This window comes from Microbacterium californiense (genome assembly GCF_047246625.1).
In the GTDB taxonomy this organism is placed as follows: domain Bacteria; phylum Actinomycetota; class Actinomycetes; order Actinomycetales; family Microbacteriaceae; genus Microbacterium.
This window is the reverse complement of record NZ_JBFOKQ010000002.1, coordinates 293,926-306,589: the sequence shown is the minus strand read 5'-3', so window position 1 is coordinate 306,589 and position 12,664 is coordinate 293,926. Positions and strand designations below refer to the sequence as shown.

At 71.2% G+C, this 12,664-nt stretch carries 11 protein-coding genes; 10 read left to right on the top strand and 1 reads right to left on the bottom strand.

Features of this window, described 5'->3' with window-relative positions; translation table 11 throughout:
• The first annotated feature begins 55 nt into the window (after window positions 1-55).
• The 9 genes from AB3M82_RS12745 (at window position 56) to pheT (ending at window position 10,240) form a co-directional block, all read left to right on the top strand.
• The gene (locus AB3M82_RS12745) at window positions 56-727 is read left to right on the top strand and encodes a response regulator transcription factor (protein ID WP_412958313.1); all 672 of its coding nucleotides are present in this window, start codon (window positions 56-58) and stop codon (window positions 725-727) included.
• A gap of 3 nt (window positions 728-730) precedes the next feature.
• Complete coding sequence (locus AB3M82_RS12740; protein WP_412958312.1) at window positions 731-2,107, top strand: ATP-binding protein; 1,377 nt, start codon at window positions 731-733, stop codon at window positions 2,105-2,107.
• An 8-nt stretch (window positions 2,108-2,115) separates the two neighbouring features.
• A complete protein-coding gene (locus tag AB3M82_RS12735; RefSeq protein WP_412958311.1) occupies window positions 2,116-3,063 on the top strand; it encodes a TAXI family TRAP transporter solute-binding subunit in 948 nt (315 codons plus the stop codon).
• A gap of 225 nt (window positions 3,064-3,288) precedes the next feature.
• Window positions 3,289-4,035, top strand: a complete 747-nt coding sequence (locus AB3M82_RS12730; RefSeq protein WP_412958310.1) for an amino acid ABC transporter ATP-binding protein — start codon at window positions 3,289-3,291, stop codon at window positions 4,033-4,035.
• Between the two features lie 41 nt (window positions 4,036-4,076).
• The gene (locus AB3M82_RS12725) at window positions 4,077-4,988 is read left to right on the top strand and encodes a glutamate ABC transporter substrate-binding protein (RefSeq protein ID WP_412958309.1); all 912 of its coding nucleotides are present in this window, start codon (window positions 4,077-4,079) and stop codon (window positions 4,986-4,988) included.
• An 81-nt stretch (window positions 4,989-5,069) separates the two neighbouring features.
• Window positions 5,070-5,726, top strand: coding sequence for an amino acid ABC transporter permease (locus AB3M82_RS12720; RefSeq protein WP_412958308.1), 657 nt, complete (start codon window positions 5,070-5,072; stop codon window positions 5,724-5,726).
• A complete protein-coding gene (locus AB3M82_RS12715) occupies window positions 5,723-6,646 on the top strand; it encodes an amino acid ABC transporter permease (protein WP_412958307.1) in 924 nt (307 codons plus the stop codon). Before AB3M82_RS12720 ends, AB3M82_RS12715 begins: the two co-directional genes overlap by 4 nt.
• 49 nt (window positions 6,647-6,695) lie before the next feature.
• Window positions 6,696-7,736 carry a phenylalanine--tRNA ligase subunit alpha gene (gene pheS, locus AB3M82_RS12710; RefSeq protein ID WP_412958306.1) on the top strand — a complete coding sequence of 347 codons (1,041 nt, stop codon included), beginning with the start codon at window positions 6,696-6,698 and terminating at the stop codon, window positions 7,734-7,736.
• Complete coding sequence (gene pheT, locus AB3M82_RS12705; protein WP_412958305.1) at window positions 7,736-10,240, top strand: phenylalanine--tRNA ligase subunit beta; 2,505 nt, start codon at window positions 7,736-7,738, stop codon at window positions 10,238-10,240. The genes pheS and pheT overlap by 1 nt, the downstream gene beginning before the upstream one ends.
• 40 nt (window positions 10,241-10,280) lie before the next feature.
• On the opposite strand, the gene AB3M82_RS12700 is transcribed toward pheT, so the two are convergent.
• Window positions 10,281-11,423 carry an AAA family ATPase gene (locus AB3M82_RS12700; RefSeq protein WP_412958304.1) on the bottom strand — a complete coding sequence of 381 codons (1,143 nt, stop codon included), beginning with the start codon at window positions 11,421-11,423 and terminating at the stop codon, window positions 10,281-10,283.
• An 87-nt stretch (window positions 11,424-11,510) separates the two neighbouring features.
• Between AB3M82_RS12700 and AB3M82_RS12695 the strand changes: the two genes are divergently transcribed.
• Entirely contained in the window at window positions 11,511-12,479 is a 969-nt protein-coding gene (locus AB3M82_RS12695) for an NAD-dependent epimerase/dehydratase family protein (RefSeq protein ID WP_412958303.1), read from the top strand.
• The last annotated feature ends 185 nt before the right edge of the window (window positions 12,480-12,664 follow it).

Below are 12,664 nucleotides of genomic sequence, written 5' to 3'. Positions count from 1 at the left end.
TTTGCTCTGCGCGCCCCGGCGACGACGGGCGCGTGGGGCAGGAGGAGAGGCGCGGATGCGGATTCTGATCGTGGAGGACGACGACCGCGTCGCTGCGGCCCTCGACGCCTTCCTCGCGCGGTCCGGGTACGCGACGGTCCGCGCGGCCGACGGCGCCGCGGCCATGGAGCTGCTGGGCGCCGACACCGAGGTGGTGCTGCTCGATCTGGGCCTCCCCGACGTCGACGGGATCGACCTGTGCCGCCGCATCCGCGGGCGCTCGGACGTGCCGATCGTGGTGGTCACGGCGCGCAGCCAGGTGACCGAGCGCATCAAGGGCCTGCGTGCCGGGGCCGACGACTTCGTCGTGAAGCCCTACGACGTCCACGAGCTGCTCGCGCGCATCGAGGCCGTGACGCGGCGGTCGAGGCCGGTGCGCGCCGAGGCCGAGGGACTGGTGACGATCCACGACGGGGCGGTGCGGATCGACCTGATCGCCCGCCAGATCTCGGTGGACGGCACACCGGTCGAACTGACGCCGAAGGAGTTCGACATCATCGCCGTGCTCGCGCGCTACCCGGGGGTGCCCGTCCCGAAGGACCGGCTGATCCGCGAGGTCTGGAACACCGACTGGCGCGGGTTCGCCCACTCCCTGGAGGTGCACGTCGGGGCGATCCGCAAGAAGACCGGCGCCCACCGCGTCATCGAGACCGTTCGGGGCGTGGGCTACCGGCTCGTGGGGTCGTGACCGGTGCGCACCCGCCTCATCGTCGTCTTCCTCGTCCCGCTGATCGCGATCCTGCTGTCGCTCGGCGGGGCCGCCGGGTGGAGTGCCGCGCGCAGCATCCAGCAGGCCGTCTACACAGAGCAGATCGGCGATCTCAGCTACTTCGCCACCACGGCCCGGCAGGCGCTCCGATCCGACACCGCCACGGTGTTCGAGGGCGAGGCACGACGGTTCGAGGAGGTCTACGGCATCCGCGTGGCCGTCTACGACCTCGCCGGAGCGGTGTGGGCGTCGAGCGACGCCGACCCGCCGGTGCTCGACGAGGACGAGGCGGAGCAGGTGCGGCTGGCCCTCTCGGGGCGCCGACCGGAGGCGCCGGATGCCGTGTTCCCCTGGATCGTGCCGGACTCGGTGCTCGTCGAGCCGGTGTTCGACGACGGCGACGTGATCGGCGCGGTCCTCATCTCGGCCGAGGTGGATGCTCCGCGCACCGCCATCCTGCAGCAGCTGCTGATCCTCACCGCCATCGCCCTCGTGTCGATCGCCCTCGGCGTCCTGCTCGTCGTGGGACTCGCGCGCTGGGTGCTGTCGCCCGTGCGGCGGCTCGACGAGGCGATGGCCGCGATCGAGCGCGGGGAGATGGACGCCCGCGTCTCGGAGGACACCGGGCCGCCGGAGCTGCGCCGCATGACGCGGGTCTTCAACGGCATGGCGGAGGAGATCGAGAAGGTCCTCGCCCGTCAGCAGGAGTTCGCGCTGAACGCCTCGCACGAGCTGCGCAACCCGCTCAACGCCCTGCTGCTCCGCGTCGAGCACCTCGCGACCGGGCTGGGCGACGAATGGCGCGACGACGTGGAGGAGACCCGCGAGGAGGGCAGGCGGATGGCCCGCATCCTCGAGACGCTCCTCGGACTGGCGCGCAGCGGACGCGCGGACTCGCTCTTCTCCGCGGTCGATCTGGCGACGCTCGTCCAGCGACGCGTCGACGCCTGGAGCGAGGTCGCGGGTCCGCGCGGCGTGCGGTTCCGGCGGACGGGGGAGAACCTGGTGATGTGCGTGACCGACCGGACCATCGTCGAGAGCGCGCTCGACGCCGTGATCGACAACGCCGTGAAGTTCTCCCCACCGGGTTCGGAGGTCGAGGTCGACGTGACGGGTGACGAGGTCGCCGGCGTGATCGCCGTGCGCGACCGCGGGCCGGGCCTGACGGCCGATCAGCTCGAGCACGCCGTCGACCGTTTCTGGCGCGGCGCCGAGGCCGGCGACGTCCCGGGCACGGGCCTCGGGCTCGCCATCGCGACCGACCTCCTCGCCTCGATCGGAGGCGAGCTCCGGGTGACGGCTCCGGACGACGGCGGGCTGAGGGTGTCGCTCGTGGTGGAGAACGGGGCGTTCGAATGAGGCGGCCGGTGCGTGCGGCGATCGCGGTCGCGCTGGTCCTCGCGGTCCTCGCGGCGACCGGATGCTCTCCGCGCGCGGCCGAATGGGACGGGGGCACCGCGATGATCGCGGGCGGGACCACGACGGGCGTCTATCACGACTACGGCGCACACCTCGCGGAGGAGCTGTCGGTCGCGCTCGGGGTGCCCGCGGCGGTCGAGGAGACCGAGGGGTCGGTCGACAACCTGCGCCGGGTGGGGGCGGGGGAGGCGCTGCTCGGATTCGCCCAGGGCGACGCCGCGGCGGATGCCGTCGCCGGGAGGGGCGCGTTCGATGAGCCGCTCCCGATCCGGGCGGCGGCCCGGCTGTACGACGAGTACGTGCACGTGGTGGTGCGTGCCGACTCGGACGTCGACCAGATCACGGACCTCGTGGGCAGGGACGTGTCGCTCGGGGCGGAGAATTCGGGCGTCGCCGTGATCGCGACGCGCATCCTCGACGCGGCGGGCGTCGATCCCGCCTCCGTGCGCAACGCGCGGCTCGACCTGCGCGAGTCCATCGACGCGATGGAGCAGGGCGACATCGACGGGTTCTTCTGGGTCGGCGGGCTCCCGACCCCTGGCATCGAGAACCTCTCGGGAGCGCTGCCGCTCCGACTGCTGCCCATCGAGCAGGACTGGGTCAACACCGTCAACGCGCGGTACTCCGACGCGTACCGGCCCTCGGACTTCCCCGCGGGCGTGTACGGCGTGGATCGCTCGGTGCCCACCATGGCCGTGCCGAACTACCTCGTCGTCGCCGCCGACACCCCCGACGCCGTCGTCCACGACGTCCTGGACGTGCTCTTCGCAGCACGGTCGCGGGTCGCGAGGGAGGTGCCGGCGGCGGCGCTCCTCAACCGCCGGCAGGCGATCTTCACCGAGCCCGTGGAGCTCCATCCCGGCGCCGTGCGGTATTACCGGGACGAGCGCGGGTGACCCCGGGACGGTCCGTTCCGGGCGGTGTGTTACAGCCGTGCAACAACGCTCAAGAAATCCTCAAGAAGTCTGACACCGGCGGGCCGCTCTGCCATCGTGAGGTCGATCGCGCCCGCTTTCAAGGGAGAAATCGGACGCCCCTGGGGACGGTGGGCGCACCGCCCCGTGCCCCGAAGCCGAACCCGATCGAGCAATGCAGAACGACCAGACGAGTTTGGAGAACACATGACCTCTGGTAAGCCCCTAGTCGTGGTCGAGAACGTGCAGAAGCACTACGGCGACTTCCAGGCGCTGACCGACATCGACCTCACCGTGCACGCGGGCGAGGTCGTCGTCGTGATCGGTCCCTCCGGCTCCGGCAAGTCCACCCTGTGCCGCACGATCAACCGCCTGGAGACCATCACCAGCGGCAGCATCAGCATCGACGGCAAGGAGCTGCCCGCCGAAGGCCGTGCCCTGGCGACGCTGCGCGCCGACGTGGGCATGGTCTTCCAGTCCTTCAACCTCTTCGCCCACCTCACGATCCTCGAGAACGTGACGCTCGGCCCGATCAAGGTCCGCGGGCTCAAGAAGGCCGACGCGGAGCGCGAGGCGATGGAGCTGCTCGAGCGCGTCGGCGTCGCGAAGCAGGCCTCGAAGCTGCCGGCGCAGCTCTCGGGCGGCCAGCAGCAGCGCGTCGCGATCGCGCGCGCCCTGGCGATGCATCCGAAGGTCATGCTCTTCGACGAGCCCACCAGCGCCCTCGATCCCGAGATGATCAACGAGGTCCTCGACGTCATGGTCGAGCTCGCGCACGAGGGGATGACGATGATCGTCGTGACCCACGAGATGGGCTTCGCCCGCAAGGCCGCGGACCGCGTGGTCTTCATGGCGGACGGGCGCATCGTCGAGGAGGCCGTGCCGGAGGAGTTCTTCACGGCGCCGAAGAGCGATCGGGCGAAGGACTTCCTCTCGAAGCTCCTGACCCACTGATCACCCACAGACCCTGCACCACAGCACACGAAGGAGACGCAATGCGACGCACACGGACACTGGCAGGCATCGGGATCGCGGCGGCAGCGCTGCTCGCGCTCACCGCCTGCAACAGCGGAAGCCCCTCGAACCCCGGCGGAGGCACCGGTGGCGACGAGGCCGGCGAGGACAGCACCTGGTTCGAGGTGGCGGAGGACGTCACGCTCGAGGGCAGCCCCACGTTCGACGCGATCACCGACCGCGACAAGGTCGTCATCGGCGTCAAGGAGGACCAGCCCGGTCTGGGCTTCCTCGACGTCACCTCCGGGGAGCGCACCGGCTTCGACGTCGACATCGCCCGCTGGATCGCCGCATCGCTCGGCTACGACGAGGACAAGATCGAGTTCAAGCCGATCGCCTCGGCCAACCGCGAGCAGGCGATCGTGAACGGCGACATCGACTACTACGTCGGCACGTACTCGATCAACGACAAGCGCAAGGAGCAGATCGACTTCGCCGGCCCCTACTTCATCACCGGTCAGGGCCTGTTGGTCGCCGCGGATGCCGAGGAGGCCGACAAGCTCGAGGACTTCAACGGCAAGACCGTCTGCTCCGCGACCGGCTCGACGCCGATCCAGAACATCAAGGCGAACTTCCCCGACATCAAGACGCAGGAGTACGACCTGTACTCCGCCTGCGTGCAGGACCTGATCGACGGCAAGGTCGACGCGGTCACCACCGACCAGGCGATCCTGATCGGCTACGCGGCCCAGTACCCGGACGACGTGAAGGTCACCGGCGGTCTCTTCACCGAGGAGCGCTACGGCGTCGGCCTCGAGAAGGGCGATGACGCACTGCGTGCGCACATCAACGACCTCTTCACCGACAACCCCGACATCTGGCAGGCGATCTTCGACAAGAACCTCGGTTCGAGCGGCATCGAGGTCGAGCAGCCCGAGGTCGACGCGTACTGACACGCGAACCGATCTGATCCGACAGGGGGCGGCCTCCGCGGAGGAGGCCGCCCCGAACCTCCTGAAGAAGGGGAGGGTGGCGTGGACGTCATCTTCGGCAACCTCGACCTGTGGGGACAGGCGATCAGCAACACGCTGCTCGTCTTCCTCGTCGGCGGGATCATCGCCCTGGTGCTGGGCATCATCGTGGGCGCCATGCGGGTCTCACCCGTGCCCATCGCGCGCGGTGTCGGCACTGTCTACGTCAACGTCGTGCGGAACACCCCGCTGACGCTGGTCTTCTTCTTCTTCGTGTTCGGGTATCCGCAGCTCGGGCTGCCCGAGCTGTCCAACCTGGTGCTCGGCATCCTCGCGATCGGCATCTACACCGCCACCTACGTCGCCGAGGTGCTGCGCGCGGGCATCAACACGGTCCCGGTCGGGCAGGCGGAGGCCGCACGGGCCATCGGCCTGCCGTTCGGGCAGGTCATGAGCCTCGTCATCCTCCCGCAGGCGTTCCGTTCGGTGGTGCCCCCCATGATGAGCGTGTTCATCGCCCTGCTGAAGAACACGACCGTCGCCGCCGGCTTCTCGGTCGCCGAGCTCGCGGCGCTCCGCTCCACCATCAACGACTCCGCCGATCGTCCCGGCAACCCGATGGAGGTGCTGCTCTGGGTGGCGGTCGTCTTCGTCGTCCTCGTGCTGCTGATGAGCTGGCTCCAGCGCCATCTCGAGAACCGATGGAGGATCGCGCGATGACTTCCGTGCTCTACGACGTCCCCGGACCCCGGGCCATCGCCCGCAACCGCATCCTCGCCGTCGTGACGATCCTCGTCGTGCTCGCGGCCGTCGGTTTCGTCGTCTACCGCATGATCGAGACCGGCCAGTTCTCGCCGCAGAAGTGGTACGTCTTCACATTCTCGAACGTCTGGATGGGCATCGTCCGGGCGCTCGGCAACACGCTCGCGGCCTTCGCGCTCGCCGGCGTCCTGAGCCTGGTGCTCGGCTTCGTCCTGGCGATCGGACGCCTCTCCGACCACGCGTGGGTGCGCGTCCCGGTCACCGCCGTCACCGAGCTCTTCCGTGCGGTGCCGGTCCTCGTCTTCATGATGCTGCTCTACTACGGTCTCCCGGTCCTCGGCCTGCGGATGGACCCATACTGGGCCGTCGTCCTCGCGCTCATGGCCTACAACGGCTCCGTCCTCGCGGAGGTGCTGCGCGCCGGCGTCGAGTCGCTGCCTCGGGGCCAGAAGGAGGCCGGGTACGCGATCGGCCTGCGCAAGAGCGGCGTCATGCGCCTCATCCTCCTGCCACAGGCGATCCGCGCGATGCTGCCCGTCATCGTCGCCCAGCTCGTGGTCACGATGAAGGACACCGCCCTCGGCTTCATCATCACCTACCCCGAGCTGCTGTACTACGCGAAGCAGCTGACCGCGCAGCAGGGCCGCCCGATCCTGCAGTCGGCGTTCGTCATCGGCGGCATCTACATCCTCATGTGCCTGATCCTCTCCGGCATCGCGAAGTGGGTCGAGGTGCGCACGCGGCGGTCGACGAAGGTGCGCGGTCTGGCCGCCGATGCGGGTGCAGACCCCCGCACGCACGAGGAGGGCACCAACACCGAGCTCATCTCGCTGCAGCGCGGCGCGGGGAAGTACGACGGCACGAGCACCGGGGGATGAGCGCGGCGTCGTCTGAGCGCCCCGGCGCGCGCCGGTAGACTCGTCTCTCGTGTCTGAGTCTCCGGAAATCACCCCCGAGGCGGTCGAAGCGGCCGTCGCCGCCGCGCTCGCGGCCGTCGCCGCCGCCGCCGACAGCGCCGAGCTGAAGGCGGCCCGAGCCGCGCATGTCGCCGACGGTTCGCCGCTCGCCGTGCTGAACGCCTCGATGCGCCAGGTGGCGCCCGAGAACAAGGCCGCGTTCGGGAAGCTGGTCGGCCAGGGCCGCGGTCGCGTGACCCAGGCTCTCGCCGCCAAGGAGGCGGAGATCGCGGAGGCAGAGGTCGCCGCGCGTCTCGACGCCGAGAGCGTCGACATCACGGCGGTCCCGTCGCGCACGCGCGTGGGGGCACGTCATCCGCTCTCGCTGCTCCAGGACCAGGTCTGCGACATCTTCGTGGGCATGGGATGGGAGATCGCGGAGGGGCCGGAGCTCGAGCACGAGTGGTTCAACTTCGACGCCCTGAACTTCGACGTCGACCACCCGGCCCGCCAGGAGCAGGACACCTTCTACGTCGACCCCACGTCGCGGCACCTGGTCATGCGCACCCACACGAGCCCCGTGCAGGTGCGGTCGATGCTCGACCGCGAGCTTCCCATCTACGTTCTCTGCCCGGGCCGCGTGTACCGGACCGACGAGTTCGACGCCACGCACCTGCCGGTGTTCACGCAGTTCGAGGGCCTGGTGATCGACAAGGGCATCACGATGGCGCACCTGAAGGGCACGCTCGACCACTTCGCGAAGCAGCTCTTCGGCCCCGAGGCGAAGACGCGGTTCCGCACCAACTACTTCCCCTTCACCGAGCCCTCTGCTGAGCTCGACCTCTGGCACCCGACCTTCAAGGGCGGCGCGCGCTGGATCGAGTGGGGCGGCTGCGGCATGGTCAACCCCAACGTGCTCCGCGCGGCGGGGATCGACCCGGAGGTGTACAGCGGCTTCGCGTTCGGCATGGGCATCGAGCGGGGACTCATGTTCCGCAGCGATGTGCAGGACATGCGCGATATGGCCGAGGGCGATGTCCGTTTCAGCGAGCAGTACGGGATGGTGGTGTGATGCGCGTCCCGCTCTCGTGGTTGCGTGAATACGTCGACGTGGCAGCGGATGCCACGCCGGACGATGTGCTGGCGGCACTGGTCTCCGTCGGTTTCGAAGAGGAGGACGTGCACCGGTTCGACATCACCGGTCCCGTCGTCGTCGGACAGGTCGTCTCCCTCGAGGCCGAGCCGCAGTCGAACGGGAAGACCATCAACTGGTGCCAGGTCGACGTGGGTCCCGCTAACGGAGGCGTCCGCGGGATCGTCTGCGGCGCGCACAACTTCGTCGCGGGCGACAAGGTCGTCGTGACGCTGCCGGGAGCCGTGCTGCCCGGTCCGTTCCCGATCGCCGCCCGCAAGACCTACGGCCACGTCTCCGACGGCATGATCGCGTCGGCGCGCGAGCTGGGTCTGGGGGAGGAGCACAACGGCATCCTGGTCCTCTCGGACCTCGGCATCGACGCTCCCGTGGGCACCGACGCGATCGCGCTGCTCGGGCTCGACGACGTGGCAGTGGAGATCAACGTCACTCCCGACCGCGGTTATGCGTTCTCCCTCCGCGGTGTGGCCCGCGAGTACTCGCACGCCACGGGCGCGACGTTCCGCGACCCCGCGGAGCGGGACTTCGCCGAGCTCCAGCCCGGAACCGGCCACACGGCGATCGTCGACGATCAGGCGCCGGTGCGAGGACGCGTGGGCGCGAGCGAGTTCGTCACCCGTGTGGTCCGTGACGTCGACCCCGCCCGTCCGACCCCTCCGTGGATGATCGCGCGGCTCTCGCTCGCGGGCATGCGCTCGCTGGGGATCCTCATCGACATCACCAACTACGTCATGCTCGAGCTGGGTCAGCCGCTGCACGGCTACGACCTCGACAAACTCGAGGGCATGATCACGGTGCGCCGCGCGCTGCCGGGCGAGAAGATGACGACGCTCGACGGGCAGGAGCGCACGCTCCACGTCGAGGACCTCCTCATCACCGACGAGTCAGGGCCCATCGGCCTCGCCGGCGTCATGGGCGGCGGCACGACCGAGATGAGCGGGACGACCTCGAACGTTCTCATCGAGGCGGCCACCTTCGACCCCACGACCATCGCGCGCACCGCCCGCCGCCACAAGCTCCCGAGCGAGGCGTCGAAGCGGTTCGAGCGCGGCGTCGATCCGCTCGTGCCGTTCGTGGCCGCCCGCCGGGCCGCCGACCTCATGGTCGAGCTCGCCGGCGGCACGCTCACCGACGAGGGCGGCGCGCTGTTCGCCGAGGTGTTCATCCCCGAGATCGCCCTGCCGGCCGGCTTCGTCGCGGGGCTCATCGGCGTCGACTACTCGGCCGACGAGATCACCGGAGCGCTCACGACGATCGGCGCGGAGGTCGTGGATGCCGACGGCGGATGGGCGGTCATCCCGCCGAGCTGGCGCCCCGACCTGACCGACAAGTGGACGCTGGCCGAGGAGGTCGCGCGCATCCACGGTCTGGATCGCATCCCCGCCGTGCTGCCCACCCCGCCGTCCGGTCGCGGGCTCACCGCGCTCCAGCGCGGACGCCGTCGGGTCGCCGATGCGCTCGCGGCCGCCGGCTTCGTCGAGACTCCGGCCTTCCCGTTCACCACCGACGCGCAGAACGACCTGCACGGCTCGGCGTCGGGCGAGCACGTGCCCAGCATCCGACTCGCCAACCCGCTCGACGGCCAGGCGCCGGCGCTGCGTCGCTCGCTGATCCCGGGGCTGCTGCAGACGGCTCACCGCAACATCTCCCGGGGCCTCACCGACCTCGCCCTCTTCGAGACGGGCGCGGTGTTCGTGCCCGAGCCGGGCGTGGTGTACGGCACCGACGACGTGCCGCCCCTGGGCGAGCGCCCGTCCGACGAGATCCTCGCGGCACTCGATGCGTCGATCCCGCCGCAGAAGCGGTTCGTCTCGGCGCTCCTGACGGGCAACGTCTCGCCGCGGCAGCCCGGGCGTGCGGCCGAGGCCGCGGGTCTTCCCGAGGCACTGGACGCGGTGCGGGTGATCGCGACGGCGGCCGGTGTCGAGATCGACGTCGTGCAGAGCCGTCGGGCGGCGCTCCACCCGGGCCGCACGGGCGAGCTCCGCGTCGCGGACCGCATGGTCGGCTACGTGGGCGAACTGCACCCCGCGGTCGCGCAGGAGGCCGACCTCCCCGGTCGCGCCACCGTGCTCGAGCTCGACCTCGACCTGATCCTCACGCTGGCCGGCGACCGTCGTGTCGCCGCGTCGCTCTCCACGTTCCCGGCGGCGACGCAGGACGTCTCGCTCCTGGTGCCCGCCGACGTGGCGGCCGCGGACGTGCGCGATGCCCTGCAGGAAGGCGCCGGCGCCCTTCTCGAGTCCGTGCGGCTGGTGGACGACTACCGCGGCGAGGGGGTGCCGGAGGGGTCGAAGAGCCTGACCTTCGCACTGCGCTTCCGCGCCGACGACCGCACGCTGACCGCGGCGGAGGCCACGGAGGCGAAGCTCGCCGGGGTGGCCGTCGCGACCGAGCGCTTCGGCGCGGCCCTGCGCGACTGATGTTCGTGCTCGCCGGCACCGGCCCTCGCGCGGAGCACCGCTAGCGCGAGGGCCAGTGCCAGCTGGGGCGCTCCAGCGGCAACTGGTCGCGCACCCGGGTGCCGTACCCTGTGGACTCGAGTTCGACGGGCTCGCCGCCCGCGGCGGTGAGGGCGCGGAGCAGCTCGGCCGAATGGGTCACGACGATGACCTGGGTCTGAGCCGCGGCCGTCGCGAGGAGGGCGCCGAGGGGCTCGAGCAGGCTCTCGTGGAGGCTCGACTCGGGCTCGTTCACGACCAGCAGGGGCGGCGGGTCCGCCGGCAGGAGCGCCGCGCACAGCAGCAGGAAGCGCAAGGTGCCGTCGGAGAGCTCCGCGGCGTCGAGCGCACGCAGCAGACCGGGCTGGTGGAACTGCAGCCGGAAACCCCCGTCGCCGGCGACGATGCGCACGCGTGAGCCGGGGAACCCCCGCTCCACGGCGTCGTCGAGCGGGCCGCTCCTCCCCGCTTCCGCCGTGGTCGCCCAGACCGCGGCGAGATCGGCGCCGTCGTCGCTCAGCCAGCGCGTGCGGGTGCCGATCTGCGGCAGGCGCGCGGGGGCGGCGGCGTCGGTGCGGAAATGGTCGTAGAACCGCCACGAGGCGATGCGGTGCCGGAGGGCCAGCGTCTCCCACTGCGCCGTGCCGTCGGCGAGGTCGAGCAGCACGCTCTGACCGGGACCCATGACCTGAGCGAGCGAGACCCATCCGTCGTCGCCGCGCACGCGCACGCCGCCCCGCTGCCGGTCGACGACGAGGGTGCCGGGCCGGGCGAACGGTCCGGTGAAGACCTGCTCCCGCTTGATCTCCGGGTCCCTGGTGAAGAGGCTGCGGCCCTCGGCCTGGGGCAGGCCCAGGTCGAGAAGGTAGCCGAGGTCGTCGGACGCCACCCCGAGACGCACCGAGACCGGTCGCGTGCGCACCGTGCCCTGGGCGCCGGGCCCCTGGGGCGTCTCGGGTCCGGCCCACAGCACGCTGTCGAGGCCGCCCTCGCGGGCGATCGCTCCCACCGCGCGCCCGTGCCCGGCCGCCGCGAGGAGGCGGAGCGCGCGGTAGAGGTTCGACTTGCCGGTGCCGTTCGCCCCCGTGATCACCGTGAGCGGGTGCAGGGGGAGCACCACGTCGACGAGGGAGCGGTAACCGGCGACGGCGAGCGTGGTCAGCATGGGCTCATCCTCGCATCGGCCTCCGACAGAGCGCTGCCCTGAGCGGATGCCCTTCCGATCGGGCCCGGATGCTGGTGGCATGGAGGCATGACGAAGGTGCTGATCCTCGGGGGCAGCGGGTGGCTGTCCGGACGCGTCGCCCGGAGGTGGTCGGCGGCGGGCGCGGACGTGACCTGCCTGACGCGCGGGGAGCGGCCGATGCCGCCGGGCGTCGCGCATGTCCGCGGTGATCGCGAGCTTCCCGACGCCTACGCCGGCGTCCCCGCGGGCGACTGGGACCACGTGGTCGACGTCTCGTCGCGCGCCGTGCACGTCGCGCGGGCGGTCGACGCGCTGGGCGGCCGCGCGCGCCGGTGGACGTACGTGTCGTCGCTCTCGGTCTACGCCGACGACGCCGCCGTGGGGGCGGACGAGTCGGCGCCGCGGCATCCGCCGGCGCTCCCGGACGAGCAGGGCGACTACGGCCGGGAGAAGGTCGCCGCGGAGGACGCCGTCTCCGCCCTCGGGGACCGCGCCCTCGTCGTGCGGCCGGGACTCATCGTCGGCGCCGGGGATCCCAGCGACCGCTTCGGCTACTGGGCGGCGGCATTCCTCCGCGCCGGCAGCGGTCCGGTGCTCCTCCCGCCGCTCGACGGACGCTTCACGCAGGTGATCCACGTCGACGATCTCGCGGCGTACATCGTGCACGCGCGGGCGTCCGGTCCCGTGAACGCCGTCGGCGATCCCCACCCGCTGGCCGAGGTGGTGCAGCTTTTCCGTCAGGCGACGGGTCACCGCGGCCGCGTCATCGAGGCGGCCGAGGGATGGCTGCGCGATCGCGACGTCGAGTACTGGATGGGGGAGCGCTCGCTGCCGCTGTGGCTCCCGCCGGACATGCCCGGTTTCGCGACCCGCTCCCATGCGCGATACACGGCCGACGGCGGACGTCTCCGTCCTCTCGTCGAGACGGTGGCCGACGTGTGCGACGACGAGGTCGCGCGCGGGATCGACCGCCCGCGACGTGCGGGGCTGACCCGGCAGCAGGAGGTCGAGTTGCTGGCGCCCCTCGGCGCGTGAGACGCGGGCGGGATTTGCGGATGCCGTCGCGCCCGCGCTATCGTCGCGGCATGCCTTCGGCCGCCACCGCCTTCCCGACGCTCGTCCCGAGCGTCGTCCCGGTGCGCCGACGTCGTCGCGACCGCCGACGCTAGGCGACCCCGCGCTCCGGCCCGCCCTTACGGCGAGCGGCCGTCGAGCACCGG

What these genes read in the sequence shown, in the direction of transcription:
- AB3M82_RS12745 (WP_412958313.1), top strand. Translation starts at nt 56, where the DNA reads ATGCGGATTCTGATCGTGGAGGACGACGACCGCGTCGCTGCGGCCCTC.
- AB3M82_RS12730 (WP_412958310.1), top strand. Translation starts at nt 3,289, where the DNA reads ATGACCTCTGGTAAGCCCCTAGTCGTGGTCGAGAACGTGCAGAAGCAC.
- AB3M82_RS12725 (WP_412958309.1), top strand. Translation starts at nt 4,077, where the DNA reads ATGCGACGCACACGGACACTGGCAGGCATCGGGATCGCGGCGGCAGCG.
- AB3M82_RS12715 (WP_412958307.1), top strand. Translation starts at nt 5,723, where the DNA reads ATGACTTCCGTGCTCTACGACGTCCCCGGACCCCGGGCCATCGCCCGC.
- pheT (WP_412958305.1), top strand. Translation starts at nt 7,736, where the DNA reads ATGCGCGTCCCGCTCTCGTGGTTGCGTGAATACGTCGACGTGGCAGCG.
- AB3M82_RS12700 (WP_412958304.1), bottom strand. Translation starts at nt 11,423, where the DNA reads ATGCTGACCACGCTCGCCGTCGCCGGTTACCGCTCCCTCGTCGACGTG.
- AB3M82_RS12695 (WP_412958303.1), top strand. Translation starts at nt 11,511, where the DNA reads ATGACGAAGGTGCTGATCCTCGGGGGCAGCGGGTGGCTGTCCGGACGC.